The organism is Agrobacterium sp. lyk4-40-TYG-31 (assembly GCF_030209855.1).
GTDB classification, from domain to species: Bacteria; Pseudomonadota; Alphaproteobacteria; order Rhizobiales; family Rhizobiaceae; genus Agrobacterium; species Agrobacterium vaccinii.
The window spans coordinates 1-23,641 of the sequence record NZ_JARVRE010000022.1 but is presented as its reverse complement, the minus strand read 5'-3'; the positions used below and the strand labels follow the sequence as shown (position 1 = coordinate 23,641).

General features: G+C 56.2%; 28 protein-coding genes and 1 pseudogene. 15 read left to right on the top strand and 14 right to left on the bottom strand.

Annotated elements, in window-relative coordinates:
* Nucleotides 1-131 precede the first annotated feature (131 nt).
* Nucleotides 132-317: pseudogene (locus tag QRN55_RS24055) on the top strand (helix-turn-helix domain-containing protein); the annotation flags it as partial.
* Between the two features lie 83 nt (nt 318-400).
* Here the strand turns inward: QRN55_RS24055 and QRN55_RS24050 are convergent.
* Both QRN55_RS24050 and QRN55_RS24045 read right to left on the bottom strand, forming a co-directional pair.
* Nucleotides 401-868 (bottom strand): M41 family metallopeptidase, encoded by a 468-nt coding sequence (locus tag QRN55_RS24050; RefSeq protein ID WP_233125075.1) that lies wholly within the window; start codon nt 866-868, stop codon nt 401-403.
* A 51-nt stretch (nt 869-919) separates the two neighbouring features.
* Nucleotides 920-1,837, bottom strand: a complete 918-nt coding sequence (locus tag QRN55_RS24045; protein ID WP_284778561.1) for an NADP-dependent oxidoreductase — start codon at nt 1,835-1,837, stop codon at nt 920-922.
* A gap of 90 nt (nt 1,838-1,927) precedes the next feature.
* Between QRN55_RS24045 and QRN55_RS24040 the strand changes: the two genes are divergently transcribed.
* The gene (locus tag QRN55_RS24040; RefSeq protein WP_233125077.1) at nt 1,928-2,692 is read left to right on the top strand and encodes an AraC family transcriptional regulator; all 765 of its coding nucleotides are present in this window, start codon (nt 1,928-1,930) and stop codon (nt 2,690-2,692) included.
* Between the two features lie 173 nt (nt 2,693-2,865).
* Nucleotides 2,866-3,246 (top strand): GFA family protein, encoded by a 381-nt coding sequence (locus tag QRN55_RS24035; RefSeq protein WP_233125078.1) that lies wholly within the window; start codon nt 2,866-2,868, stop codon nt 3,244-3,246.
* Between the two features lie 286 nt (nt 3,247-3,532).
* Here QRN55_RS24035 and QRN55_RS24030 read toward each other — a convergent pair whose 3' ends face one another.
* Nucleotides 3,533-3,895, bottom strand: coding sequence for a winged helix-turn-helix transcriptional regulator (locus QRN55_RS24030; protein WP_233125079.1), 363 nt, complete (start codon nt 3,893-3,895; stop codon nt 3,533-3,535).
* A gap of 97 nt (nt 3,896-3,992) precedes the next feature.
* Between QRN55_RS24030 and QRN55_RS24025 the strand changes: the two genes are divergently transcribed.
* Entirely contained in the window at nt 3,993-4,739 is a 747-nt protein-coding gene (locus tag QRN55_RS24025; RefSeq protein ID WP_233125080.1) for an SDR family NAD(P)-dependent oxidoreductase, read from the top strand.
* 185 nt (nt 4,740-4,924) lie between these two features.
* Here QRN55_RS24025 and QRN55_RS24020 read toward each other — a convergent pair whose 3' ends face one another.
* The 4 genes from QRN55_RS24020 to QRN55_RS24005 form a co-directional block, all read right to left on the bottom strand.
* Nucleotides 4,925-5,671: an SDR family oxidoreductase gene (locus QRN55_RS24020; protein ID WP_233125081.1), complete on the bottom strand. Its 747-nt coding sequence runs from the start codon at nt 5,669-5,671 to the stop codon at nt 4,925-4,927.
* Nucleotides 5,672-5,725: 54 nt separating this feature from the next.
* On the bottom strand, nt 5,726-6,160 hold the full coding sequence (locus tag QRN55_RS24015) for a MarR family winged helix-turn-helix transcriptional regulator (RefSeq protein WP_045232626.1): 435 nt from the start codon (nt 6,158-6,160) through the stop codon (nt 5,726-5,728).
* Nucleotides 6,161-6,362: 202 nt separating this feature from the next.
* Nucleotides 6,363-6,512, bottom strand: coding sequence for a DUF2256 domain-containing protein (locus QRN55_RS24010; RefSeq protein WP_233125082.1), 150 nt, complete (start codon nt 6,510-6,512; stop codon nt 6,363-6,365).
* Between the two features lie 54 nt (nt 6,513-6,566).
* Complete coding sequence (locus QRN55_RS24005) at nt 6,567-6,941, bottom strand: VOC family protein (protein ID WP_233125083.1); 375 nt, start codon at nt 6,939-6,941, stop codon at nt 6,567-6,569.
* A 166-nt stretch (nt 6,942-7,107) separates the two neighbouring features.
* Here QRN55_RS24005 and QRN55_RS24000 point away from each other — a divergent pair, with 166 nt between their 5' ends.
* Nucleotides 7,108-7,800 carry an aspartate/glutamate racemase family protein gene (locus tag QRN55_RS24000; RefSeq protein ID WP_233125084.1) on the top strand — a complete coding sequence of 231 codons (693 nt, stop codon included), beginning with the start codon at nt 7,108-7,110 and terminating at the stop codon, nt 7,798-7,800.
* A gap of 15 nt (nt 7,801-7,815) precedes the next feature.
* Here the strand turns inward: QRN55_RS24000 and QRN55_RS23995 are convergent, their stop codons facing one another.
* The 3 genes from QRN55_RS23995 to QRN55_RS23985 are packed head-to-tail and all read right to left on the bottom strand — an operon-like array spanning nt 7,816 to nt 13,260.
* The gene (locus QRN55_RS23995) at nt 7,816-11,079 is read right to left on the bottom strand and encodes an error-prone DNA polymerase (protein ID WP_233125085.1); all 3,264 of its coding nucleotides are present in this window, start codon (nt 11,077-11,079) and stop codon (nt 7,816-7,818) included.
* Nucleotides 11,076-12,587: a Y-family DNA polymerase gene (locus tag QRN55_RS23990; RefSeq protein WP_233125086.1), complete on the bottom strand. Its 1,512-nt coding sequence runs from the start codon at nt 12,585-12,587 to the stop codon at nt 11,076-11,078. The genes QRN55_RS23995 and QRN55_RS23990 overlap by 4 nt, the downstream gene beginning before the upstream one ends.
* On the bottom strand, nt 12,508-13,260 hold the full coding sequence (locus QRN55_RS23985) for an ImuA family protein (RefSeq protein WP_233125087.1): 753 nt from the start codon (nt 13,258-13,260) through the stop codon (nt 12,508-12,510). Before QRN55_RS23985 ends, QRN55_RS23990 begins: the two co-directional genes overlap by 80 nt.
* A gap of 329 nt (nt 13,261-13,589) precedes the next feature.
* Here QRN55_RS23985 and QRN55_RS23980 point away from each other — a divergent pair, with 329 nt between their 5' ends.
* Genes QRN55_RS23980 through QRN55_RS23970 form a run of 3 tightly spaced genes read left to right on the top strand, consistent with a single transcriptional unit; the run spans nt 13,590 to nt 15,164 of the window.
* On the top strand, nt 13,590-14,366 hold the full coding sequence (locus tag QRN55_RS23980) for an exonuclease domain-containing protein (protein WP_233125088.1): 777 nt from the start codon (nt 13,590-13,592) through the stop codon (nt 14,364-14,366).
* A complete protein-coding gene (locus QRN55_RS23975) occupies nt 14,363-14,683 on the top strand; it encodes a hypothetical protein (protein ID WP_233125089.1) in 321 nt (106 codons plus the stop codon). Before QRN55_RS23980 ends, QRN55_RS23975 begins: the two co-directional genes overlap by 4 nt.
* Before the next feature lie 55 nt (nt 14,684-14,738).
* Complete coding sequence (locus QRN55_RS23970) at nt 14,739-15,164, top strand: DUF1810 domain-containing protein (protein WP_233125090.1); 426 nt, start codon at nt 14,739-14,741, stop codon at nt 15,162-15,164.
* Nucleotides 15,165-15,294: 130 nt separating this feature from the next.
* Here the strand turns inward: QRN55_RS23970 and QRN55_RS23965 are convergent, their stop codons facing one another.
* On the bottom strand, nt 15,295-15,702 hold the full coding sequence (locus QRN55_RS23965) for a DUF2000 family protein (protein ID WP_113494169.1): 408 nt from the start codon (nt 15,700-15,702) through the stop codon (nt 15,295-15,297).
* On the opposite strand from QRN55_RS23965, the gene QRN55_RS23960 reads away from it, so the two are divergent.
* From QRN55_RS23960 to QRN55_RS23950, 4 genes are all read left to right on the top strand, one after another.
* Nucleotides 15,701-16,597 (top strand): AraC family transcriptional regulator, encoded by an 897-nt coding sequence (locus QRN55_RS23960; RefSeq protein ID WP_233125091.1) that lies wholly within the window; start codon nt 15,701-15,703, stop codon nt 16,595-16,597. The genes QRN55_RS23965 and QRN55_RS23960 overlap by 2 nt on opposite strands.
* A 234-nt stretch (nt 16,598-16,831) precedes the next feature.
* Nucleotides 16,832-17,464, top strand: coding sequence for a hypothetical protein (locus QRN55_RS23955; RefSeq protein WP_113494171.1), 633 nt, complete (start codon nt 16,832-16,834; stop codon nt 17,462-17,464).
* 296 nt (nt 17,465-17,760) lie between these two features.
* Complete coding sequence (locus QRN55_RS24540) at nt 17,761-18,090, top strand: GCG_CRPN prefix-to-repeats domain-containing protein (protein WP_252094042.1); 330 nt, start codon at nt 17,761-17,763, stop codon at nt 18,088-18,090.
* Nucleotides 18,091-18,233: 143 nt separating this feature from the next.
* Nucleotides 18,234-18,527 (top strand): PRC-barrel domain-containing protein, encoded by a 294-nt coding sequence (locus QRN55_RS23950; protein WP_183896893.1) that lies wholly within the window; start codon nt 18,234-18,236, stop codon nt 18,525-18,527.
* A gap of 83 nt (nt 18,528-18,610) precedes the next feature.
* Here QRN55_RS23950 and QRN55_RS23945 read toward each other — a convergent pair whose 3' ends face one another.
* Nucleotides 18,611-19,714: an aldo/keto reductase gene (locus QRN55_RS23945; RefSeq protein ID WP_183896894.1), complete on the bottom strand. Its 1,104-nt coding sequence runs from the start codon at nt 19,712-19,714 to the stop codon at nt 18,611-18,613.
* A gap of 98 nt (nt 19,715-19,812) precedes the next feature.
* Between QRN55_RS23945 and QRN55_RS23940 the strand changes: the two genes are divergently transcribed.
* The 3 genes from QRN55_RS23940 to corA all read left to right on the top strand — a co-directional run bounded on the left by QRN55_RS23940 (nt 19,813) and on the right by corA (nt 22,199).
* Nucleotides 19,813-20,703, top strand: coding sequence for a LysR family transcriptional regulator (locus QRN55_RS23940; protein WP_113494175.1), 891 nt, complete (start codon nt 19,813-19,815; stop codon nt 20,701-20,703).
* 174 nt (nt 20,704-20,877) lie between these two features.
* The gene (locus tag QRN55_RS23935; RefSeq protein WP_183896896.1) at nt 20,878-21,114 is read left to right on the top strand and encodes a DUF6894 family protein; all 237 of its coding nucleotides are present in this window, start codon (nt 20,878-20,880) and stop codon (nt 21,112-21,114) included.
* A gap of 119 nt (nt 21,115-21,233) precedes the next feature.
* A complete protein-coding gene (gene corA, locus QRN55_RS23930; RefSeq protein ID WP_233125092.1) occupies nt 21,234-22,199 on the top strand; it encodes a magnesium/cobalt transporter CorA in 966 nt (321 codons plus the stop codon).
* A gap of 45 nt (nt 22,200-22,244) precedes the next feature.
* On the opposite strand, the gene QRN55_RS23925 is transcribed toward corA, so the two are convergent.
* Entirely contained in the window at nt 22,245-23,039 is a 795-nt protein-coding gene (locus tag QRN55_RS23925) for an SDR family oxidoreductase (RefSeq protein WP_113494177.1), read from the bottom strand.
* 186 nt (nt 23,040-23,225) lie between these two features.
* Nucleotides 23,226-23,641: alpha/beta hydrolase (locus tag QRN55_RS23920; protein ID WP_284778559.1), on the bottom strand; the 416-nt coding region annotated here is incomplete at its 5' end.

The following is a 23,641-nucleotide window of genomic DNA, read 5'->3' as shown; positions in this document are numbered from 1 at the left end:
AATTGGACATTTCTAGTTTGCACAGCGGCGGACATTTCAATTCCTCTGCCACATTCTATGTCGCCGGGTATATTCTATTTTCAAGTGCGACATGCCAGTAATTTCAATGGCTTCACTTTGGAGATTTTGGCATGTCCAGATGCTATTCGCAGCTCACCCTCCCCGACCGTCGACGCTTGCATCATCTGATGGCGGCCAAAGTTCCGATCAACGAAATGGCGCGCCAACTTGGTCGTCATCGCTCGACGATCTATCGTGAGATCACGCGCAACACGTTTCGTGATCGCGAACTACCTGATTATAATGGTTACTACACGCACGCGTCCATCGTTGATGCCGTTTTCCTTGACGGTGCGCCGTACAAGCCTCCAGTCCGCCTCCTGCGCAGGTTTATTTTCTGTCATCTTGAAGTCTCCCTCAAAATGGTCCTGACCTCTTCTCCTTCGATGACGGCCTTCTCCACCAGGACGTCGGCGATCCTTTCGATGGCGCTTCGGAAACACGTCACGATTTCCCGGCTGCGCTCCATCTCTCGACCAAGGACACGCTCGACGCGGGCGGCGACGTCAGGATTGTTTCGTCGGAAACGATCGCGTTGCTCGACGGATTTCAAATTGAAATAGCCAAGCCCTTCTCCCATCCCAAGTTGGACTTCCATCCTAGTGGCAAGGTCACTTGCCTTGTGCAGGTCGCAGCCCTCGACATCACCCGCGCCATCGAACGCAGTGCCGAGGATAACCTCTTCTGCCGCTTCACTTATCAAACTGACGCAGAATTGTTCGACAAATCCATCTGAAAGCGGCGCAAGCAGGGTGAAGTTTGATCGATTGAGAGCCATCCAGCCGATCTTACCGGCGTTCGCCTTCAATTTTGTCCTAGCTGTCATTAGTGGAAAGAAAGACCTCAAAAATAAGCGGAACTAGGCTGCTGGAGTGAGAACGATCTTGCCACGGGCGCGACCAGCCTCAGATAGCGTAAGTGCCTGCCTGATCTCTGCCAACTGCAGAACCGTATCGACGTGTGCTACCACCTTGCCAGCCTCGACCAGTTCAGCAATCGACACCAGGTTACGCGCGCTCGGAACGGTGAAAGATCGCTTTACGCTAACACCATAGCGCTCTGCTTCGTCGTTGGGGAAGGCTACGACGGTGACCATGAAACCGGCCTTCTTGAGGGTTTTGAAAGCACGCTGAAATGTCTCGCCTCCCATTGTGTCGAAGACGATGTCGACTTCGCTTGCCGCGTCTTCAAAGGGTTGGGTTGTGTAGTCGATGAACTCGTCGGCACCCAGAGCACGAACGAATTCTTCGTTGCGACCCGACGCTACCGCTGTGACATGCGCCCCGCAGGCCTTGGCGAACTGAACGGCAAGAGAACCGACGCCGCCCGAACTGTTCGTGATGAGGAGACGTTGTCCGGCACAAAGTCTTGCTTCATCGAAAAGTGCCTGCCACGCAGTGGAGCCTGCTAGTGGAAGGGCCGCTGCGTGGATAACGTCGATATTATGAGGAGTACGCACGACATTGGTTGCTTTAGCAACCGCATAGTCTGCAAAAGCACCGGTGTGGACCATGCCGAAGATGGTCTCACCCTGCTGAAAGTTATCGACACCAGCACCAATCTTCTCGATTGTGCCGACAAGTTCGCCTCCGAGGTGAATCGGCAGGGTCATCCCCATGCGCTGGCCCATACCACCGCGAATTTTCCAGTCAACCGGGTTCACACCTGCCGCGTGAACCTTCACCAAGACCTCGCCGACCCCCGGCTCTGGCCGATCGACCTCAGCGATCTCCACCACATCTTTAGACCCGTACTCCCGGACAACAACAGCTCTCATAATTACGTCACCTAAATATTGACCTGCTCTTTCATATACATGTAGTTTCTCGATGTGATGCCAATCCGCATCGCGGACAGGCCACTCCATATGCACCCACTTTTCAATATCCACCGCATGAGCAAACCGCGCGGTTCAGCCTTGCAGTTACATAGTCATGATGAGGCGCAACTCACCTATGCTGCGTCTGGTATGATTCAGCTTCATACAGACGAAGGTGTCTGGCTTGTGCCTCCTCAGCTTGCGGCATGGATTCCGGCAGGGGTTCCCCATCGCCTGGATATCATAACGGATGCTGAGCTTTGGATGGTGCAGTGGCAACCATCTGCAATCGCAACCTGGGCTCCTTCCAATTTCCCGGATCGCGCCTTCGCATCGAAGGTTACACCGTTACTGCACTCCCTGCTTGCCGCAGCCGTCGAACACGATGCATCGTTGATTAAAGCAGAACTTGTGTTGAGGCTGATACTGCTTGAATTGAGCGCAGTGTCAGGAGCGCCGACCTACCTTCCAATGCCCAGCAATCCTGTCGCAAAGCGCGTGGCTGAGATCGCTCTTGGCGATCATCGCAATCGCTTGGACGTGAGCGAGTTGGCATCGCGAGCCGCAACCTCGGTTCGGACAGCAAGCCGCCTGTTCCCGATGGAGACGGGAATGACGCTCAAAGCCTGGAGGCAGCGGGCTCGGATTGTAAAAGCCATGGAGCAGCTTGCCCTAGGCAAGTCAATCGCCGACGTTGCGAGCGACGCAGGCTTCTCAAGCACTGCCGCGTTTTCCTGCGCGTTCAGGCAGGTAACCGCTACAACACCCGGCGCTTTCATAGGCGAGCCTCTACATCAAAATCGCTTGGTGTAGATGTCAATGTCCGCTTTATTGGGCGCGTTCCGCCACGGCGCCATTCACTACCAACCGGAACTTTCGCCTGTTAGGGTCAGCGGCCTCGACGGAATGACTTCCGTGATTCCTTTTGCGTTCCAACCTATGGAATCCTCGGCGTCGATTCAGCAGCCAGGTCTAAGGAAATTCATATGCATAAAGGAGCATGCCTATGTGGCGCAGTGGCCTTTGAGATTGAAGGTGAGTTACATGCGCCGGATGCGTGCCATTGCATGAAGTGTCGGAAACAGTCTGGCCATTTCTTCGCTTCTACCGACGTGCCCAGGGATCAGATCACAATCTCGGGAGAGGGAAGCATCACTTGGTATCATTCCTCAGAAAAGGTGAGACGAGGTTTCTGCTCAACATGCGGGTCGTCACTGTTCTGGGACCCTCCTCATCGCGATTGGATAGGTGTCGCCATGGGTGCGCTGGACAGCCCCACTCAAACCAAACTGAAAATGCACATCTTTGTCGCGGACAAAGGCGACTACTATGAGCTCACAGACAGCCTACCCAAAAATCAACAATAGATAGCGTCGTTCAATCGCACGGTCAGACTTTTCGGACAGTCTGCCCGATTAAAGCGACACTTCGTTTCAGCCAGAGGAAAGGTTATCGTGGCCGTTTCGCAGTGACGGCTCGCCTGCATGAAGCTCTATTTTCTAAGCGGTATGTCCGCTTCATGACTCTTGCAAAAGGGAACGCCGTTCTCCTTGCGGCCCATTTCCAGCCGTCAACATCGAAGCAGTTCATGTCTGCGTTTGAGGCAAAGCGCAAGGTGCCTGTTGGCCCGAGGCGGTCGTTTAGCCGAAGGTATCAAGCGATCTTCAAAGCCACAGGTTCTCGTCGTGACATCACTTTCTCAACCTCCGACATGTGTTGCGTTCCCCAAGCACAAAGAGGCTTCAGCGCCTCAGCTAGCGTTTCGCCGAATGGAGTGAGCGAATATTCGACTTTTGGAGGGATCTTCTTGAAGTCGCGCCGATCAACAATCCCGTCGGCCTCTAGCTCTTTGAGCTGCTGAATGAGCATCTTGTCACTGACGTTGCCAATTGCACGCCTGAGGTCACCATAACGTCGAGCTTCGTAAGCTAGGTGAAAAAGGATCAGCGGCTTCCATTTCCCGCCAATGACAGCGAGTGAGACGTCGAGCCCGCAGACAAAATTGGACGTGGCCATTCAGGATGCTCCTCATACTTACCAAAAGGTGCATACTATTAATTAGGAAAGCGGATGTCTATGTTGAGCTCACATGACATCATGAAAGGAGATTTCGATGGGCAGACTTGAAGGCAAAATAGCTGTCATCACTGGCGGGAACAGCGGGATCGGTCTAGCGACAGCGAAACGGTTCGTTGCAGAAGGGGCCGAGATCTTTATCACCGGCCGCCGCCAAGAGGAACTTGACAAAGCGGTTGAAGCGATTGGCGCTGGGGTAACGGCCGTACAGGGCGACGTGTCGCGGCTGGACGACCTAGGCCGTGTGTTCGATTTGGTGCGGGAAAAGAGCGGGCGGATAGACATCCTCTTCGCCAATGCGGGTGTAGGCTTGTTTGCACCCCTTGGTGCAATTGACGAGGCTTCGTTCGATCAGACATTCAGCATCAACGTTAAAGGGACCTTGTTCACAGTGCAGAAAGCATTGCCGCTGATGCAGGCGGGTGGTTCAATCATCCTCACCGGATCGACAACCGGCTCAATGGGAACTGCAGCGTTCAGCGTCTACAGCGCGACGAAGGCAGCGATACGCAACTTTGCCCGTAGCTGGGCCTTGGATCTCAAGGGGTCAGGTATCCGGGTTAACGTACTGTCTCCCGGTGCCACAGAGACGCCGGGTCTAAAGGGTCTTGTAATACCTGCAGAGGAGGCTGCGTTGCTTGAAGGACTTGCAGCGCAGATTCCACTCGAGCGGGTCGCAAACCCTGACGAGATCGCGGCTGTAGCACTGTTCCTTGCTTCGGAGGACAGTAGCTTCATGACCGGCAGCGAAGTCTTTGCTGACGGTGGCGCCGCGCAGGTCTGAACAAGTGCCTGCCCAGAGCATCATTGCCTTGGGCCTTGCTGAAACGAAAACCAGCTCGTCACACAGCTTCTCTTAAAGTCGCTACGCCCGCTGGTGGTGCGAAGTTGCCAAGGCAGCACTTGGCTCGAATGAGACAACGGGATGCGGAGCCGGTCGGCCCGCATCCCATCATCGCTGAATGCGTATCACCAACTCTTTTGCACAAGTTCGCCTGATGGAGCGCAAGCGTAGAAACCTGCTGTGGGTCCATATGCGTGGGTCGTCGCTAGAGCGAATGCAGGACGTGCACCATCTTCAGGTGAGTGCCCCGGCCCGTTGCCTGTCATATCTGTCGATGTCAGACCGGGGTCCACCGCGTTGACTTTGATCCCTTGCCGATCCAGCTCCTTGGCAAGCTTGACGGTCAACATGTTCAGCGCAGTCTTGGAGGCACAGTATCCGCCGAAGCTGACCGTCCATGTTTCGCTCCGCATGTCCAAAGCATCCGTCAACGAACTTAGGCCGCTGCTCATCATTACGATCCGCGCCGCCTTCGAATTGCGCAACAACGGCAAAAAGGCTTGAGTGACGCGCATCACCCCGAATACGTTGGTGTTGAACATCCGCTGCATCTCGTCAATTGACTCCTCGGCAAGCGAGGGAGGCGGACCAAACATGAGCCCGGCGTTGTTGACCAATACGTCGAGATGCCCCACTGCACTCTTGACGGTTTTGGCGGCGTTGGAAACGCTCTCATCGTCCGTGACATCGAGTTGCACTGCACGGGCGTCAACGCCGTTTCCTCGCAGTTCGCAAGCTGCCATCTCGCCCCGTGACATGTCTCGGCATCCCAGCCAGACTGTGTGTCCGGCTGCGCCAAGCTGCCGCGCAACGGCGAGGCCAATACCCTTGTTTGCTCCCGTAATGAGCGCAATGGGCGATGTGTGGGTCATGATGACGTCCCTGATCATTTCGATGTCAGATACATACTACGAAATTCGTAATATTCAACCTTCGTATTTTGCAATTTGTTGGGTAAGCCTCAGAAATTCGGTTTGGTCGACGGAATCGAGGGCCTGCAGCATCGCTTTGCAGGATGCTCGATATCCATCGATATAGCCTGCAACGGCTTGCTGCCCCTCGTTCGTGATCGTCAGAGCCACCGACCTGCGGTTCGCCTCTGGCCGCTGCCGTTCAATCATGTCCCGACGGACCAGCCGGTCAGCCGAAGACGACATTGTCGTCAGAGCGACCTGAAGGTGCCGGGCAACATCCCCGAGGTTACACTCGGGATGCTCATCGATAAAAAGAAGCGCCTGAATATCGAGGGGGTTGAGCGAGTTTTGCATAACGGCCGCTGCCTCCGCGACCTTGAAACGACGGGTAAAGCGCTCAAAGGCGGTAGCGAGTTTTTCTATTTGTTCGGGCGTAGGTTCTGTCATTCCTGATATTAAGCATTTCTGCTCCGAGGACGTAAGCTATATACCCTGGAATAAGCATTTCTTGAATTAAGGCGAGGGCCGCTTGTGGGGCAATCCACCGTGAACGTTTAAGTTTCAGAGCGTACTATGGCGCTTGTTCAATGTGCGAGGAAAACAGCGTGCAGCATTGCCAGCCGGATTGTTGCTCCCCTTCCCGCCGTCGTTAAGTTAGCCGTTTCGTCTCTCGACAACGTTGCGAACAAAACTTGACGCTATCCCAGTTCTTCTCCCATTTCTTTCGCCATGAAAACGGTCGTCCGCAAACCGGGCAAATCTTTGAAGGCAGGTTTGATTTATCGCGACGCTTCGGCATCCGTTTTCCAGAAAGTTTCCACTGATGACAAAAACCATAGAGGTTATGGCCAACTCAAGCTGACGGTAGCGTGCGTGCGGTCAACTTGTGTCCGTCTGGATCACGGAGATAGGCCACAAAAGAGCCGTTCGGACGTTCAGATGGTGGGGTCTCGATCGATTTCCCGCCGTGGCTGGTCCCTGCGTCGTGCCAGGCTTTCACATGCTCTTGACTCGGAGCGACGAGCCCGATCGTCGCGCCATTGGCGACCGTCGCTGGCTTCCCATCGATGGGCGTCGTGACCATAAGACGGCTGCTGTTATGGATGTAAATAAGTCTGCCTCGATCATCGATCGTGCCGGGCTTGCCTCCTAGAGCAATGAAGGTAGCATCGTAAAAGGCTTTCGACTGGTCGAGGTGGTTGCTGCCGATCATCACGTGGGTAAACATTGGTCGTCTCCTGCCACCGGTTGCTTCCTGATATGGCCGAAGTTTAACAGCAAAGGTATCTCAAGTCTCGAAGCCACAATGCCGGAAGAAGCCGAATCGACTACACTACAATTTGGGTAAAAACCTAACGGAATTAGTTCGCGACATTTGGCGCAACGGGATCAGAATGAAGACGATCGGGATACTCGGCGGCATGTCCGCTGCCTCCACGCAAATTTATTATCGCGAGCTCTGCAGGATGACTCGAGAACGTCTCGGAGGGCTTCACTCGCCCGAATTGCTCATCCGTTCGCTTGATTTCGCGACGATAGAGACCCTCCAGGCATCTGGAAGCTGGGAAGACGCGGGCGACATTCTTAACCGCGAGGCGAAAGCCTTGGAGCGTGGCGGTGCCGATTTCATCATTCTCGCGACAAACACGATGCACAAGCTTTCGGATGCGATGATGCAGGGCGTTTCTATTCCATTGCTGCACATTGCAGACGCGACCGCCGCGCGCATCAAGAAGCAGGATTTGCGAACGCCGGGCCTCATGGCAACTGCATTCACAATGAAACAGTCCTTCTACCTAGACCGACTGAAAGCAGCGGGTCTTTCTCATCTCGTCCCGGATTCTCCGGACCGAGCCGAAACCCACCGCATCATTTATGAAGAGCTTTGTCGGGATATCGTCACAGAGGAAAGCAGGACAGCCTACCGAGGAATTGCTGCGCGTCTTGTCGAGCGCGGCGCGGACTGTCTGATTCTTGGCTGTACCGAAGTCGGGATGTTGCTCAATCAAGACGTCGTGTCCGTACCCGTTTTCGATACCACGTTGATTCACTGTGATGCAGCGCTCACGCTCGCATTAGGTGAATAGCTCCCGCCCCCCTAACTATTGAAAATTGCGACTTTTCACCTTCAGCGTATCGATGTGCAAATCCCCCACGAAAATATCCCGCGCCTCAGGCACCGGTTTCTGTCGATCGCGAGAATCTCCACCACCCGCCGAGCCGTGAGCGAACTCGTCACCGCGTCCGGATGGTGCTTTAAATATGACATCCATGTCAGCCAGACCGGAGAGGTCCGCAGACAGGTCGAATAGTTGCTGGGCGACCAGATGCACGACCTCCCCTTCACGCTGGATTCGTCCGTTGATGGCCATCATGCTCGATCCGAGTACCACCCGACGCCGCTTCTCAAAGAGACTCGGCCAGACGACAACGTTCGCCGGACCTGTCTCGTCCTCGATCGTGATGAACATCACCCCTTTCGCGCTCCCCGGCTTTTGCCGCACCAGAACAAGACCTGCGGTGTAGACCCATCGACCGTCGCGGGCGGACATCGCGTCTTCGCACGTCACCATGCTGCGCTTGGTCAAGCTCTCCCGTAGGAATGCCATTGGATGTTCGCGCAGTGTCAGGCCGACGTGTCCGTAGTCCGCAACAACGTTATGGCCTTCGGTCATCTGCCGGAGCTCGACTTCAGGCTCCGACTGTTCGGCGATCGATTTCTGCTCGCGGTCTGCAGCGGCGGCAAACAGCGGCAGTGGCTCGTCGCGCAGCGCTTTGATCGCCCAAAGCGCATCGCGCCGTTCAAGCTGAAGCGATGGCCGGAAGGCGTCGGCCTCTGCGAGTTCTACGAGAGATGCTGCCGGAACACCGGATCGTCGCCACATATCATCGACGGAACTAAACCGATCGTTCATTCGCGCGGCAACGATTCGAGCCGCATCCGACGCTGCCAAGCCCTTCACCATCCGCATCCCCAGGCGCACGGCGTGGCGATCAGTGTTTCCAATTGGCTCCAGCGTGCAGTCCCAGCGGGATCGGTTGATGCAGACGGGCCCGATCTCGACGCCGTGCGCGCGGGCGTCGCCGACGATCTGGGCCGCGGCATAAAAACCCATGGGCTGGGAATTCAGGAGCGCCGCGCAGAACACATCCGGGAAATGGCACTTGATGTAATTCGAAGCATAGGCGATCAGCGCAAAAGAGGCAGCATGGGATTCCGGAAAACCGTAGGACCCAAAGCCTTCGAGCTGCGAAAATGTCTTCTCAGCAAACTCGGCTGTATAGCCGTTTCGCACCATGCCGGAGACCAGCTTCTCCTTGAACCTGCTGACACCGCCTGTAAATTTAAACGTCGCCATCGACTTGCGTAACTGATCAGCCTCTCCCCCGGTGAACCCAGCACAGACCATCGCGACCCGCATCGCGCTTTCCTGAAACAGCGGCACGCCCAGTGTTTTGCCCAGCACGGCTTCCAGTTCCGGCGTCGGATATTCGACCTTTTCCTTGCCTTCGCGGCGGCGAAGATAGGGATGCACCATATCGCCCTGAATAGGACCAGGACGCACAATCGCCACCTGGACGACCAGATCGTAAAATGTCCGAGGCTTCAGGCGTGGCAACATAGCCATTTGCGCTCTGGATTCAATCTGGAATGTTCCCAACGTGTCGGCTTTGCGGATCATCGCATATGTAGCTGGATCCTCTTGAGTGATTTTTGCGAGATCCAGATCGTCGTCCTTATGCTCACGGATCAGGTCGAATGCTTTGGACATGCAGGTCAGCATGCCCAGCGCCAGAACGTCGACCTTCATGAACTTGAGCGCCTCCACATCATCCTTGTCCCATTCGATGATCTGTCGGTCTTCCATCGTGGCAGGTTCGATCGGAACAAGGTCATCGAGGCGGTCGTGGGTCAGCACGAAGCCGCCGGGGTGCTGGCCCAAATGACGTGGTGCGCCCATCAGTTGCTGTGCGAGCTGCAGCGTCAGTTTCAGCCTGCGGTCATCGGGATTGAGGTTCAATTCCTTCACATTGCGATCACTGACTTCTTCCGACCAGGACCACATGCCCGAAGACAATTCCTTGATCACATCCTCAGGCAGGCCAAGCACCTTGCCGACGTCGCGAATGGCGCCCTTGGCACGGTAACGGCTGACTGTCGCACACAGGGCTGCCTTCTCGCGGGTATAGGTCTTGTAAATCCACTGAATGACCTCTTCGCGTCGCTCATGTTCGAAATCAACATCAATATCCGGCGGTTCGTCGCGCTCTTGGCTGATGAAGCGTTCGAACAAAAGGTCATTTGTGGAAGGGTCGATGCTGGTGACGCCGAGAATATAACAAACGGCAGAGTTCGCAGCCGATCCGCGCCCCTGGCAGAGGATTCCCTGCGAGCGCGCGAACTGAACGATGGAAAACACCGTCAGAAAATACGGCGCATATTTCATCGCCTTGATAAGATCAAGTTCGTGCCGGACCGTCGCCAGAACGTCTGGCGGCATTCCTTCCGGGTATCGGTCCGGCACGCACTCCCAGACATAATGTTCGAGAGACTGTTGCGCGTCTTTACCCGGAACGATCGCCTCCTCGGGATACTGATAGGTCAATTCCTCAAGCGAGAACTTGCACTGATCGACAATCTCCATGGTTCGCCATAGTGCTTCGGGATAGCGCGGAAACAGGCGTTCCATTTCCTCTGGCGGCTTGAGATATCTGTCGGCATGACGTTCGCGCTCGAAGCCGACGTCGTCGATGGTCGATTTGGTGCGAATGCAAGTGACGATGTCCTGAAGCTGCCGCCGTCCCGGCTCATGGAAAAGAACGTCGTTGGTGACGACAGTTTTGACCTTGTGGCGCATAGCCATGTTGGAAATCTCATGAAGCCGTAACTGGTCATTAGGCCGGCGGCGCAGGCAAAGGGAAACATAGGCGCGACTGCCAAACACCTCCGCCATCTTCCTGAGATGCAAGGCGCATGTGTCGTCGGCGAGATCGGGTATGAGGATGCCGATCATGCCATCGGCGTAGGTCATCACATCGTCCCAATGGAGGATGCAGTTGTTCTTGCCGCCGCGCCCCTTGCCGAGCGTGATCAGCCGGGTCAAACGCGAATAGGCGGCGCGGTCCGTCGGATAGACCAGGATCGACATCCCATCCTGTAGGTCAAGCCGGCAGCCGATGACGAGACGAAGGCCGGTGGCACGCGACGCTTCAAGTGCCCGGATAATACCAGCCAATGAATTGCGATCCACGACACCTATGGCATCGATGCCGAGGCTTTTCGCCGTCTCGAACAGTTCGGTCGCGCTGCTCGCACCGCGCAGGAACGAGAAATGGGTGGTGACCTGAAGCTCGGCATATCTCATGCGAATATTCCCTGGACGAACCATTTGTGCGACCCGGTTTCGCTATCTACGCCGTCGCCAGCCCGGAAAACCCAAAGGCGTTCGCCCGCTTCGTCCTCGATGATAAAGTAGTCCCGGACTGCGGCCCACTCGGATGTTCGCTGCCACCACTCGCCGAATATTCGTTCGGGACCATCGGCGCGTTTCACCTTGCGGCGTTTGCCACGCCATGTGACGGAAACGGGAGGATGGTCGGGCATCAATGCGATGACCTCGACCAGTTCAGGGTGAGCGAGCAGTCGTACCGGACGCGGCCAGTGATGCGGCCAGGCGGCGATAACGTCATCTGCAACAGGTGCAATCCTCTGAACGCTGCGCTCGGGAACATCGGAGGCAACGGGTGCGAGACGATAGACGCGCTGACCACGATTGCCGAAGATGTCGATGAGCGGAGTGATGTCCGCGATCTCATCTTCGACAAGCGACGACGCCTTCTGTGTTTCCTCAAGCGGCTCAACCATGATCGCCGCAAGGGTAAGCTTCTCGATCCCGAAGCCAGGATCGATCTTCTCGGTCATGTCGCGAAACAGTTTCGTCAACCAGGAGACATCGCGGGCGGCCTTTGCCGTTCCTGCCCGCAGCGCCTGGGTTGTGTTGTCGACCTTGTGGACGATAAGATCGACACGGCGAACACCCAGACCCTTTTTCTGGAGCTGGCTGCAAAGTTCGATGACCAGACGACCGACATATTTGTCGATCGTTTCGGCTGCCCCGATCGGCTCCTGGAAAATGCGGCTGACTTCGATCAGTTCGGGCGTGCGGATGGGGTCGATGGGTTCGCCGATGCGCCCGAAAATCTGGTCAAGGCGGCGGGCAATTTCCGGGCCGAAGCGCAGTGTCAGCGGTGCCCGCGGCGTCGCAGAAAGCTCACCGATGGTTCGAAAGCCGAGCGTTCTCAGATCACCGATGATCTTTTCGGGCAGACGCAGCAGGGAGATCGGCAGCCGCTCGACCGCTTTGACGGTTTCGCCGCGCGGCACGATCACTGTCTCTCTGGTGATGGCACGTGCGCAAGCATGAGCGGCACCCCATGTGTCGGCAATGGCAACACGGGCCGTCAGCCCCCTGCCCCGAAAGCGATTGGCAATCCCCGTCAACATGGCAAGCTCTCCGCCCCGGAGATGGTCGGCACCATCTGTGTCCATGACGATGCCATCAGGCGCATCGACCGCGACGATCGGAGAATACTGGCTCAATGCCCAGAAGGTGATGCGCTCCAGTGCATCGGCGTCTGCTTTAGGATCGGCATCGATCATCATCAGCCCTTGAAACAACGCTTGTGCCTTTGCTGCCTGCATCCCGACACGCAGACCTGCCTTTTTAGCTGGAGCATCTGCCGCCGACACCCAGCGTTTCGATCCGGATTTTGCGATCACGGCGATGGCCTGTTCAGCCGGAATGCCGGGATCGGCGCGACGAATGCGATCCGTCGACAGATCCGGAAGGTAGATCGATACGACCCTGGTCATCACACGCTCCAACGATAAATTCGGCACATTCTCCAGCACGCGACCGCATCAGTTCCAGCAACCATCTTGCCCGCCCGATACCCGGCACGGGTAACTCCTGCGACGGCAGCACACTTACCCTCCATCGGGTGGTCGACGCCGTCGGCTGCCCAAAATCATTGGCTTCCGTCTGTCGTCGCCACCTGCGTACAACAAGCGCCAGGCTTCCCTTCTTTTCCGCCGCAAGCTGAAGCCGCCGGCTCGCCAACATCGGCAGTCGCACGACCTCGCCGACGACAGCGCCGAGCCCACCGAAGGACAGCGCCTCCTCCATAGAGGCGAGCACATCCTCCTCGCGATCGCTTTCCACGAAGATCACCCGGTTAGCGTTGAGACCTGCTTGCGCGAGTGCAGGAAAGAACAAATCTGGCCGTGTCAGACACCAGACGATCTTGCCTTTGGTGCGGGCGGCAACGCCTGCCACGAACAGGGCCGCGGCTGCCCCATCGACGGTTCCGGTGCCCCCTCCTGCAAATTCATGAAGAGCGCCTCTGGCGAGACCGCCTCCCGGCAGCACCGCGTCGATTGCGCTTACCCCGAACGGCAGACACTCAGCTTGCTTGGCCACGACGCCTTCCAACGAGGCGATGCGATCACGCAGATCCGCTATGACATGCTCGCGCGCAGCAGCCATCGTTCACGCAATCCTTCCGGTTCGTGTCGTTTATGGGAACGGCTTCATGCCGTTTTCAATGTTGAAGTTCACGTTCTGTTCCTGCGCTCAACAGGAGTCAAGAGGCGCTAAATTAGGAATGCAGTCCTCTATTTTTAGCAACTCAAGAGATTCGCAAATTGAATCAGTGAGTAAGATTTGGAACGGTGCTGGGTGACGCGTACAAAATAAATTTCAGGAGAGCCTGATCAATCCCTCAGCTTCGGCTGTCAATGCATGCAAGCTCCGCTGTCCGCAGGCCTCATATTCAGGAACCATCCTATGCCGATCGCGCTTACCAATGCTGAAGCTTGAAGAAAGGTAGCACCGAAGTGGTCGAAGCCAGGGTACGCGTCATCGATCTCGAAACAGGCGGTAATGGCCCGAACGACGTTTGCGAGATCGGCTGGCAGGATGTCGTCATCGATCACGTTGGAAAGTGGCAGGTCACTGAAGAGCGCGGGGCGCGGTTCGTCAACCCTGGCCGTCCCATCTCACCCGACACGATGGCGATTCATCATATCCTGGATGCCCAAGTCGCGGATGCTCCTTTCTGGAAGGAAATAGCATCAACCGTTCTCCGTCCACCCGGCCGTATCGACGCCTTGGCAGCTCATCGAGCCGCTTTCGAGCAACGATATTGCACACCGCGGTTTACAGGCGGAACGCCTTGGATCTGCACATGGAAATGCGCGCTGCGTGTCTGGCCACAACTTCCGCGGTTTTCCAACCAGATGCTGCGTTATCAACGAATGCCCGACGGACTGGTGCATGAAATCGGCCTCCCCGCGCATAGGGCAATGCCCGACGCCTACGTTACGGCTCATCACCTCCGCGACATGTTGAACCAAGCATCGCTTGAGGATTGCATGGCATGGAGCACCGAACCGGGACTTCTACCGCGTGTGCCTGCCGGACCGGATCGAGGAAAACCCTGGGATCGCATCAGCCTCGAAACACTCAACGCGTTTATCGCAGATCGGGATGTGGACGTGCGCTTCAGCGCACAGACAGAACTGGCTCGGCGGATTGAGGACAAGCCGTCTCAGGATGAGAAACCGGCACAAGGGATGCTTGGATTCGAATGAGCAAGACGTATCCGGACACGCCCGATGGTCGTTACTTCGTCGTAAAAGGAAGGCTGTGGCGTCGCAGCAGTCCTAAACTCGATGAGGAAACCCGTACGGCACTGGTCAAGGATTTGATGGCGGCACGCCGGGCAGTTCGCGATGCATCGGCAGGCTCACCAGCGATGATCGAAGCTCGAGAGAAAGTGGATGCAGCCAAAGTTGCCCTTGGAGAACGCGGTCCGGTCTGGTGGGATGACGGGGCGCCTGACTTCAATCGCCATCTCGCCAGGAACACGCCCTACGCTACATGGTTTGCACAGTTGGAAATGGAATGAGATGTGATGGCACCTAGAAGACAAAAATCTAACCCGCTGAGCGAAGGACACAGGGATGGAATTTGATCTGGCGCGGTTCATCAAAGCACAACAAGACACGTACGCAAAAGCCTTGCAGGAGTTGAGTGACGGACAGAAGAGGTCTCACTGGATGTGGTTCATCTTTCCGCAAATTCACGGACTTGGTCGATCGGAAACTGCCCGCTTTTACGCGATCTCTGGACGTTCTGAAGCCGAAGCCTACCTAAAACATCCTGTGTTGGGCGCCCGTTTGGAGGAGTGCACGCGCGCCATGCTCAGCCATCCCAGCCTCAGTGCACACGACATTCTTGGCTCTCCCGATGACCTTAAGTTTCGTTCCAGCATGACGTTATTTGGCATCGCCGCCCAGAGTGGTTCGTCGTTCGAGACTGCCCTTCACGTTTTTTACGGAAGTAAGGGCGATCAAGCCACGCTTGCAGCGTTGAAGAACCATATGTGATCAGACGCTTACCGACTTTTGCAAAAGTCCCGACTGAAGTTAATTAAACCAAGATTCGGCCCCGTGAAAGTGCTTTCGCAGACGGCTATATTCGACGGCGTCGCGGTGCCCAAAACTGAATTCCGATACGTTAAGGATGCATTTTTGCTCCCTTTACGATCTTATCGACCACCTTCTTTTCGGCTCTAAGTGCCAGTCCTACCAGTTTCGAATTGTCTGGGCCGAACTGGGAAAACACCTCCCTGTTGGCAGCGTCGTGCCCTGTTGAAAACATCTCCTCGATATAAGCCGAGGCTGTGACGTCGCGGTCGAGAGCCCGCCTATGGATCGTGCGCAGCGTCTCCTGATCTGCTGCAAGAACCACGATCGGCTGGATCGTCATGGGATTGTAGACATTCCCAGCCGCATCCCGGTATGGTTTGCCGATAATGGCTGGTGTCTGGGCAACGATGCCACTTGTCAGGAAAGCGGTGACATTCAGCCTCTGCCAGGTTGCGAGGTCATCGCGGATAACGATTGCGATCTTGGTGTCGAACATGCGGTTGAACTCCGTCCGGGGTACTGAAGAAAAGGAAGACCTAGCTCCGAGCGAGGCGGGCGGTCTTGAACGTTCGTGCAAAGTCGGATTTGCCGACGGTATGCGTGTCGCCGCGCCCTCACACGGTGTCGAGCGGATGGAAGCCCGGTTTCATGGCAACGCATTTTCGCCGCATCGGCACGACACCTACGCGTTAGGGCTGACGCTCCACGGCGTACAGACCTTCCGCTATCGCGGCACCGAGCGTTTCAGCAGCCCCGGAAACGTGATCGTGCTGCATCCCGACGAGCTGCATGATGGTGCTGCAGGTACCGAGGATGGGTTGATCTATCGGATGATCTACCTGCCTCCCGACCTGATTGGCGCAGTCGATGGTTACAGTCACGCCCTTCCATTCGTTCCCGATCCGGTCGTTGCCGACATCGGACTCTGGCAGGCACTGGCGGAGATTCTTGCCGATCTGAGCGAAGAACCGAGCGACCTGATTATGGACGACGTTGTGATGCGGCTGGCAGAAGGTCTTTCCCGCCAAGCAGGTGCACTGCCCAAAAGCATCGCCGCGCCGGCACGGTCGGCTGTTCTTCGTGCTCGCGACTTTATCGAAGGGCATTGCAGCGATGTCGTGCGCTCTGAAGCGCTAGAGGTTGCATCTGGACTGGACCGTTACGAATTGGCCCGCCAGTTTCGCCGATTGCTAGGTACCAGCCCGCATAGATACCTCATCATGCGCAAACTTGAATTGGCGAAACGGTCTATTGTTAATGGCAACGGATTGGCGCAGTCGGCAGCAGATGCGGGTTTTGCTGACCAGGCACATTTTACCCGCCATTTCCGCAAAGCCTTCGGTATGACACCGGGTCACTGGGTGGCAATGCGTTCTGCAAGCTCTGGCTAAGTTTGATTGTATTCGAACTGCCATCGGACACGAACAAGCTTGATAAAGGGGCGGTCGTGGGCGAATACGATCCGCCCGCTTATGCATCATGCTGCATCGATTACGGGAAGCCTTGCTGAACATCCTGATGGAGAGTTTCGGTAAGAAGGAGGGATAAGAAAGATCGGTTGCAGTTCCTCTTCTGCTGTCAACAGGCTCGTTGACTTGGAAGCGCTGAACCACCATTTGTGTGACATGCCGAAGCGTGAAAAAGATGAGATCGAACTGATCAGGACATGGACCCTGCCAGCCACGGTAACAATGGGGTCGGCCGTTCGGGCGAACGGCGTTCTTCAGGAAATACAAGCAAGGCTGCCAGCGATCTCTAAAAAGTCGATCTCGCTGGAAGGCGTCGATCTCACACTGGCGATGGCGGCTAACGAAAAGACCGCATTCAACGCGGCAGCGGCTATCGTCGCGAAAGTGGTGGCGGAAGCCGGAGCAATGCCGGTCATCCCGCGAGAAATCGAGGACATCCTTACGATCAAGACTAGCGAGCGACATCGTTGGCTTGCAGACGGTCGTCTGCCGAGCGCCGGTACGAGGACCGTCAGACTGAACGGACGCGCTCGTCAGATTACGTTCCATGTGTTCGACCCCAAGGTGGTGGAGGATCTTCTCGACAGAGGAGCCGCGGAAGAATGGCGTGTGGAGGATGCCGAGGCGAAAGCCGAAAAGCGGCAGCGGGCTACGTATCAGGCGAAGTTGACGCGGTCGCTCAAGAAAGAGGCTGCAAAAAAGTCTATGACGTCGGAAGACGGCGCCAAGGATTCGGCCCCCAAGCTTGGCGGCTGGGAAGAGTTCGACGTTGACGGACTGCTTCGCTAGATCTGTTCATAGCTCAATACCGCGTCAGTCAGTTGGGCTTAAGCATCCTGAACGTACGCGAACCTTTCAAACTTACCGACAGATGCCAGGCTGTAGAACACTGGCGTAGAATACCCCGAAAATAGGCACCAGTTTCACCTCCCTGGCGATGTCTGGTTCGGAATATGGTCCAGTCGCGCTTTGGCCGCATTCGGAAATCGCTCACCTGACAACGCCACGAAAACGTCAAAGTTCATTCAGGCATGGTTCACGGTGCAGGTCGCTAAATCACATCACCCTCAACGGAGTGACGAGAGATGCGCAAGATAATTTTCAGCGCGGGAATAATTCTAGGTAGTCTGCTTGCCAACGTCGCCAACGCGATGCCGTCAGTTCATCCATCGGTTCCCTTGGCCTCAGACGTTCAGAAGGTCGACTACGCTTGCGGACGCGGCTTCCACCTTTCCCCACGTGGCTATTGCCGACCAAACGGCCCTCCACGCGAGTATCGCGATCGGTGGGATAGACGTGACCGCTGGGAAGCCAGACGCGAATGGCGCGATAGACGCGAATGGCGAGAACGCCGCGATTACTATGACCAACGGGAATGGCGTGGGCGACATGAGTATCGCGACTACAGATGGTAATGCCGGATCCTCTCGCGAATATAAACACATTCCGTGAGAGCGTCAGAAGAGCCGTTCGTCAGGGGTCAGTTAAAGCTTTTCCCAATTAAGGAACCAGAGGCGCGTGATGCCGTTACGTGATCATCCAGCAAGGAGGAAAACCAATGGATCATACGAATCACGTTCGCCTATCGCCGACAGAGCTGACCCCAGAAATTCTGGAAGGTGCAACCGTATATGGCGCAGATGACCATAAGGTTGGAAAGGTTGATCACGTGCATGGCGGAACAGGCGGCCAGGTCATTATCGACGTCGGCGGGTTCCTCGGAATTGGCGCAAAGCCGGTAGCGGTCTCCCTCAGCGACCTCGATTTCATGCGAGATGAGGACGGCGATGTTCATGCCGTCACTTCCTGGACGAAAGACCAATTGAAAGACATGCCGGAACATCATCACTGATGTAGCCAGGGCCCGGTCGCAAAGACCGGGCCCTAAATCTAACTCCCTCCGAATATCAGAAGATTACAAGACGCCGTACCTGCTTAGCTCGCTCCCCATCCACGCACCTGCTGTCCACCAAAGACCATTTCAGTCGGCATCTGAAAAATAAAATAGGGATTGAGCACGGGCAGCGCCGTCGCTTTTTCCAGCCGTTGCATATGTTCATCCTTCAGCACAATGTCGAGCGAGGCGATGTTTTGGGTGAGTTGCTCTATCCGGCTGGCGCCGATCAGCACTGAGGAGACGCCAGGGCGTTTCGCTACCCAGGCAAGCGCCACTTCCGCAGGCGAACGACCAACCTCTGACGCCACAGTCTTCAGAACATCGACGATATCAAAGTTACGGTTTGTGAACAGCATGCCGCCGAACGGATTGTCACCGTTAAGGCGTCCATCGCTTTCACCTTCGGTAACAGGACCGGCTCGGTCCGGCAGGCCGGGCGCACGGCTGGCTTCGCTGATTTTTTCGCGACCGTATTTTCCCGTCAGCAGCCCAGCCGCAAGTGGGCTCCATGGCACCATACCCAAACCGAACTCGGCACCTGCCGGAAGAAGGTCCAGCTCTACGCCACGATCGATCAGCGAATAGGCGTATTGCAAACCGATTGGCTTGGGTAGGCCGTGCGCTTCCGCAAGCGTTGCTACCTTTGCGACATACCAGGCAGGTGTGTTGGAAAAACCGTAATGCAGGATTTTGCCAGCACGGATCGCATCGGTCAGCGTCTGAAGAACCTCTTCTGCTGGCGTCGTGCGGTCCCACACATGCATCCAGTACATGTCGATGTAATCGGTTTTCAGCCGCTTCAACGAGCCTTCCACACCCATGCGGATGTTCTTGGCACCGTTGCCACCCCATAAGGGCGTGCCCTGCCCGCGTGGAAAGCCGGATTTGGTGGCAATGACCAACCGATCACGCGTGCCGCTGTCCGATACAAATGTGCCAAGCATCTCCTCGCTTTGGCCAGCGGAATAGACATCCGCCGTGTCGATGAAATTGCCACCGGCTTCGACATAGGCATTAAAAAGCGCGCGCGAGGTTTCGTCTCCGGCACCCCAGCGTTCCGCACCGAAGGTCATGGTGCCAAGCGCCAGCGGGCTGACGATCAGGCCGGATTTGCCGAGTGTGCGGTAACTGGTGAGATCCATCGGTGTTCTCCATCGTTGTTGTGCAACAGGATGTAACGACAAGCGTCCCACAGAATAAGCCATTGATAGCAGCATGAACTTGTGAGCACAGTGCATGAATGGAACGAAACGAACTCAATGATCTCCTGGCCTTCGCGGCGGTGGCGCGCGAGCGCAGCTTTACCCGCGCCGCCGCCATTCTCGGCATGTCACCCTCTGCGCTGAGCCATGCGATGCGCGGGCTGGAGGAGCGGCTGGGCGTCCGGCTTTTGTCGCGCACGACGCGCAGTGTCGCGCCGACCGAACCGGGCGAGAGGCTGCTGCAATCGCTCAATCCGGCGCTCGCCAATATTGAAAGCGGGCTGGAAGCGCTGGCGGAGTGGCGCGACAATCCTTCCGGTACGGTCAGGATAACCACCTTCGCCTATGCGGCACGAATGGTGCTTCTGCCGAAACTGCCAGCCTTCTTGCTGGCCAATCCGGATGTCCGGGTGGAGGTCAATATCGATGATGGCCTGACGGATATCGTCACAGCCGGTTTCGATGCGGGCATTCGACTGGGAGAAGCCGTCGCCAAGGACATGGTCGCTGTGAAGCTTGGGCCGGATTTAAGGACGGTGGTGGTGGGAACGCCATCCTATTTCAAACGCTATCCTCCGCCGTTGACCCCCTATGACCTGGAACGCCACGCCTGTATCGGATACCGGCTGACGACCTCAGGCGGACTACTGCCCTGGGAATTCGAGAAGGACGGCAAGGAGATCAATATCCGCACCAGCGGCCCTTTGGTCGCCAATGATGGCGATCTGCCGGCGGCTGCCGTTCGTGCAGGTGCGGGACTGGGTTATATCATGGAGCATGACGTCGCTGAGGAGATCGCTGCGGGGACCCTCGTCCAGGTCTTGAAGGACTGGTGTCCCAGCTACCCCGGATTTTACCTGTACCATCCCAGTCGCAGGCAATCGCCATCAGCCTTGAGGGCACTCATCGCTTCACTCAAGGTCGGATGAAGCTTGCATATTTGCTCATTGTATAAACGAATGACCGCCAGCTCGAACCGTTCAAACTTTTTACATATCGGCACGCCGACAGTCTGCGCCCGAAGACTATGTAGGGTCTGGAACAATGTGGTCTCTCGGTCCGTTGCTCACCGTTAATGTACGGGAAAAAAATCGGAATTCGAAATGCCAAGGTACTTCTTCCACGTCAGGGAAGCAGACACCCTTTCCATCGATTTTGAAGGCGCGGTGCTTTCAGGTGACGATCAGGCCATAAGAGAAGCGCTTCAGGCAGCGAGGGAAACACTTGCCGAAAAAATAATATTCGGAGACATCATCAGCCACACCAGCTTTGAGGTCGTTCGCGCCGATGGTCACCTGATCGCCGTCATACCCGTCTCGTCAGTCTTGAGGTTTCAGTAGGAAATAGCTTAAATCCTCGGCTGAACGGCTCTCTTCGCTACCTCCCGGTCGGCTTGGCGTGTATTCGTTCCTTGAAGTCAAATATCTTCCCTCCAGTCCTCGAAGCATATCGGACAAAGATGACAATCGTCGCATCCTATCTCTATCGCAACGGTAAACGCGCTGATGTAGTCGAACTCTCTTCGCAGCCCTTCGACGCGAACGCCAACGAGATCGTATGGATCGGGCTGACCGATCCAACAGTCGAGGAAATGGCATCTCTAAAGACGATGTTTGGGCTCCATTCCTTGTCTGTCGACGACGCGCTGAATGGCAAGCAGGTGCCGAAGGTCGATATTTATGGCGACCAGCTATTCGTCGTCGCCAAGACCGCGTATCTCGAAAACGACAGGATCGCCTATGGCGAGACCTGTATCTTTGTCGGTCAAAACCATGTCATCACCGTGCGGCATGGGTCGGCACGATCACACCAGAAACTGCGCGAACAACTGGAGCAGGCACCGCAGCTTCTCTCGCATGGTCCCGATTACGTTCTCCACGGCATTCTCGATTTCATCATCGATGGTTATCTCCCCTTGGTCGAAACGATAGAAGACCGGGTTCTGGAGATCGAAAAGCACGTTCTCGTTTCCTTCCTTGAGCCGGAGCAGATCCGCAGGATCTTCCGAATGCGTCGGCAGGTCATCAAATTCCAGAGGGTGATGGGCCCGATGGCTGAAGTTGCCAGCAAGCTCGCCCACCTTGAATTGCCCTGCGTCGACAACAACGCCAGGCCGTTCTTCAAGGACGTCCACGATCATGTTCGGCGTGTCGAAAACATGGTGATCGGGTTGCGTGATATCGTGACATCCGTATTCGAGGCAGCTAATCTTCTGGAGCAACAGCGGCAAGGCGCAATTACGCGACAGCTCGCCGCATGGGCAGCGATCCTGGCAGTGCCGACGGCAATCGCTGGGATTTACGGCATGAACTTTGAGAACATGCCCGAGTTGAAGTCGCAATACGGGTATTACGTCGTTCTGGCTGTCATTCTCGTTCTCTGCGGCATTCTGTATTACCGCTTCAAACGAGCACGGTGGCTATAGTCCAGTTGGCCTGCAACCGGCCGACAGTCAGGCGCTGTCACTTTTTTAGCTCCCCGGCGCCGCGGCTGATCCGGCAAGAATGCCGCCATCAATGGTCAATTCGGCTCCAGTCATATAGGCGGCTTCGTCGGAAGCCAGCAACACAGCCAGCGCAGCGACTTCTTCCGGCCTACCAAAACGGCGCATTGGTGTGTCCCTGACCAAAGCGGCCTCGCGGTCCTTGCGATCCGGGCCTGTGCCTAGCATCGGCTCCCACATCGGGGTCATCACCGCAGCCGGGTGGATCGAGTTACAGCGGATGTTCAGATTTTGACTAGCGCAATAGAGAGCGACGCTCTTGGTGTGGTTGCGAACTGCCGCTTTGGATGAGGCATAGGCCGCAGCCATCGGGATTCCAACCAAGCCCGAGCGGGACGAGATATTGATGATTGAACCCGCACCATTTTCCCGCATGGCCCTGATGGCATAACGGCAACCGAGGAAAGTCCCATCCAAATTCACAGCATGAACGGCACGCCAATCGGAAAGTTCAGCGTTTTCCGGATCATGAGCAGGCGGAAGGCTGTCGACTGGTGCCTCGAACCCAGTAATCCCGGCATTGTTGACAATCACGTCAATCCTCGGGAACTGACGGGCAATCTCCATCCAATCGTTTTCCGAGGAAACATCAAGTCGGACGAACGTCGCTCCGATTGCCTTTGCTAGATCCCGGCCACCTTCCACGTCGATGTCAGTGACAATGACATTTGCCGCTTCGTCAGCGAAAGCGTGTGAGATAGCGGCGCCGATGCCGCGCGCAGCCCCGGTTACGAGTGCGGTTTTCCCCTCGAGTCTGGGCATAAGTAAATCCTCAAAGTATGAATGGCAATTCGAGATGCGCGATGTTCTAAGCTGCGACATCAATGGTGCTGGTCCAGACTATAGGTCAGCATTGTTCATGGTCTTACACTCCTGTTGGCCCAACTTGTCGACCCGCGCCTGAATAACCAGTTAAGAAATGGAGGTTGAACGTACATCGCCATACCGCTATTTGAAGCCTTCGCGAAGGAAGATGACGGCATCCCTTGCCTCCTCCGACGATATTGTGTGACCGACCCCAGGATAGATTTTGGACGTCACCGTGAAGCCTGCCGATCGCAGTTGGCCAGACGCGACAGTTGTCGCCGACGGCGGAATTGTCTTATCCTCTGCACCATGCATCATCAGAATATCTGTTCGTGCTGAAGATGACGTCGGCGGCAGAGCCAACAGACCTGCAAAGGTGACGAGAGCGCCGACCTTCCAACGACCCGATGCCACTCCATCCAGCGCCATGATGGCGCCTTGCGAGACCCCGATGAAGGCCACCCGGTCCAGCGCGTCTTCGAACCCCTCACGTTTGACGATCTCAGAGACCACCCTGTCGAACGCTCGACGCGCGGCGTCTATCCGCTCGGGGCGCA

What these genes read in the sequence shown, in the direction of transcription:
- QRN55_RS24015 (WP_045232626.1), bottom strand. Translation starts at nt 6,160, where the DNA reads ATGACAGAACCTACGCCCGAACAAATAGAAAAACTCGCTACCGCCTTT.
- QRN55_RS24040 (WP_233125077.1), top strand. Translation starts at nt 1,928, where the DNA reads ATGCACCCACTTTTCAATATCCACCGCATGAGCAAACCGCGCGGTTCA.
- QRN55_RS24000 (WP_233125084.1), top strand. Translation starts at nt 7,108, where the DNA reads ATGAAGACGATCGGGATACTCGGCGGCATGTCCGCTGCCTCCACGCAA.
- QRN55_RS23965 (WP_113494169.1), bottom strand. Translation starts at nt 15,702, where the DNA reads ATGTTCGACACCAAGATCGCAATCGTTATCCGCGATGACCTCGCAACC.
- QRN55_RS23985 (WP_233125087.1), bottom strand. Translation starts at nt 13,260, where the DNA reads ATGGCTGCTGCGCGCGAGCATGTCATAGCGGATCTGCGTGATCGCATC.
- QRN55_RS23945 (WP_183896894.1), bottom strand. Translation starts at nt 19,714, where the DNA reads ATGGATCTCACCAGTTACCGCACACTCGGCAAATCCGGCCTGATCGTC.
- QRN55_RS24030 (WP_233125079.1), bottom strand. Translation starts at nt 3,895, where the DNA reads ATGGCCACGTCCAATTTTGTCTGCGGGCTCGACGTCTCACTCGCTGTC.
- corA (WP_233125092.1), top strand. Translation starts at nt 21,234, where the DNA reads ATGACAATCGTCGCATCCTATCTCTATCGCAACGGTAAACGCGCTGAT.
- QRN55_RS23990 (WP_233125086.1), bottom strand. Translation starts at nt 12,587, where the DNA reads ATGACCAGGGTCGTATCGATCTACCTTCCGGATCTGTCGACGGATCGC.
- QRN55_RS23925 (WP_113494177.1), bottom strand. Translation starts at nt 23,039, where the DNA reads ATGCCCAGACTCGAGGGGAAAACCGCACTCGTAACCGGGGCTGCGCGC.
- QRN55_RS24035 (WP_233125078.1), top strand. Translation starts at nt 2,866, where the DNA reads ATGCATAAAGGAGCATGCCTATGTGGCGCAGTGGCCTTTGAGATTGAA.
- QRN55_RS23935 (WP_183896896.1), top strand. Translation starts at nt 20,878, where the DNA reads ATGCCAAGGTACTTCTTCCACGTCAGGGAAGCAGACACCCTTTCCATC.
- QRN55_RS24025 (WP_233125080.1), top strand. Translation starts at nt 3,993, where the DNA reads ATGGGCAGACTTGAAGGCAAAATAGCTGTCATCACTGGCGGGAACAGC.
- QRN55_RS24045 (WP_284778561.1), bottom strand. Translation starts at nt 1,837, where the DNA reads ATGAGAGCTGTTGTTGTCCGGGAGTACGGGTCTAAAGATGTGGTGGAG.
- QRN55_RS24010 (WP_233125082.1), bottom strand. Translation starts at nt 6,512, where the DNA reads ATGCCGAAGCGTCGCGATAAATCAAACCTGCCTTCAAAGATTTGCCCG.
- QRN55_RS23970 (WP_233125090.1), top strand. Translation starts at nt 14,739, where the DNA reads ATGGAATTTGATCTGGCGCGGTTCATCAAAGCACAACAAGACACGTAC.
- QRN55_RS23950 (WP_183896893.1), top strand. Translation starts at nt 18,234, where the DNA reads ATGGATCATACGAATCACGTTCGCCTATCGCCGACAGAGCTGACCCCA.
- QRN55_RS23955 (WP_113494171.1), top strand. Translation starts at nt 16,832, where the DNA reads ATGCCGAAGCGTGAAAAAGATGAGATCGAACTGATCAGGACATGGACC.
- QRN55_RS24020 (WP_233125081.1), bottom strand. Translation starts at nt 5,671, where the DNA reads ATGACCCACACATCGCCCATTGCGCTCATTACGGGAGCAAACAAGGGT.
- QRN55_RS23995 (WP_233125085.1), bottom strand. Translation starts at nt 11,079, where the DNA reads ATGAGATATGCCGAGCTTCAGGTCACCACCCATTTCTCGTTCCTGCGC.
- QRN55_RS24005 (WP_233125083.1), bottom strand. Translation starts at nt 6,941, where the DNA reads ATGTTTACCCACGTGATGATCGGCAGCAACCACCTCGACCAGTCGAAA.
- QRN55_RS23975 (WP_233125089.1), top strand. Translation starts at nt 14,363, where the DNA reads ATGAGCAAGACGTATCCGGACACGCCCGATGGTCGTTACTTCGTCGTA.
- QRN55_RS24540 (WP_252094042.1), top strand. Translation starts at nt 17,761, where the DNA reads ATGCGCAAGATAATTTTCAGCGCGGGAATAATTCTAGGTAGTCTGCTT.
- QRN55_RS23940 (WP_113494175.1), top strand. Translation starts at nt 19,813, where the DNA reads ATGGAACGAAACGAACTCAATGATCTCCTGGCCTTCGCGGCGGTGGCG.
- QRN55_RS23960 (WP_233125091.1), top strand. Translation starts at nt 15,701, where the DNA reads ATGCGGTTGAACTCCGTCCGGGGTACTGAAGAAAAGGAAGACCTAGCT.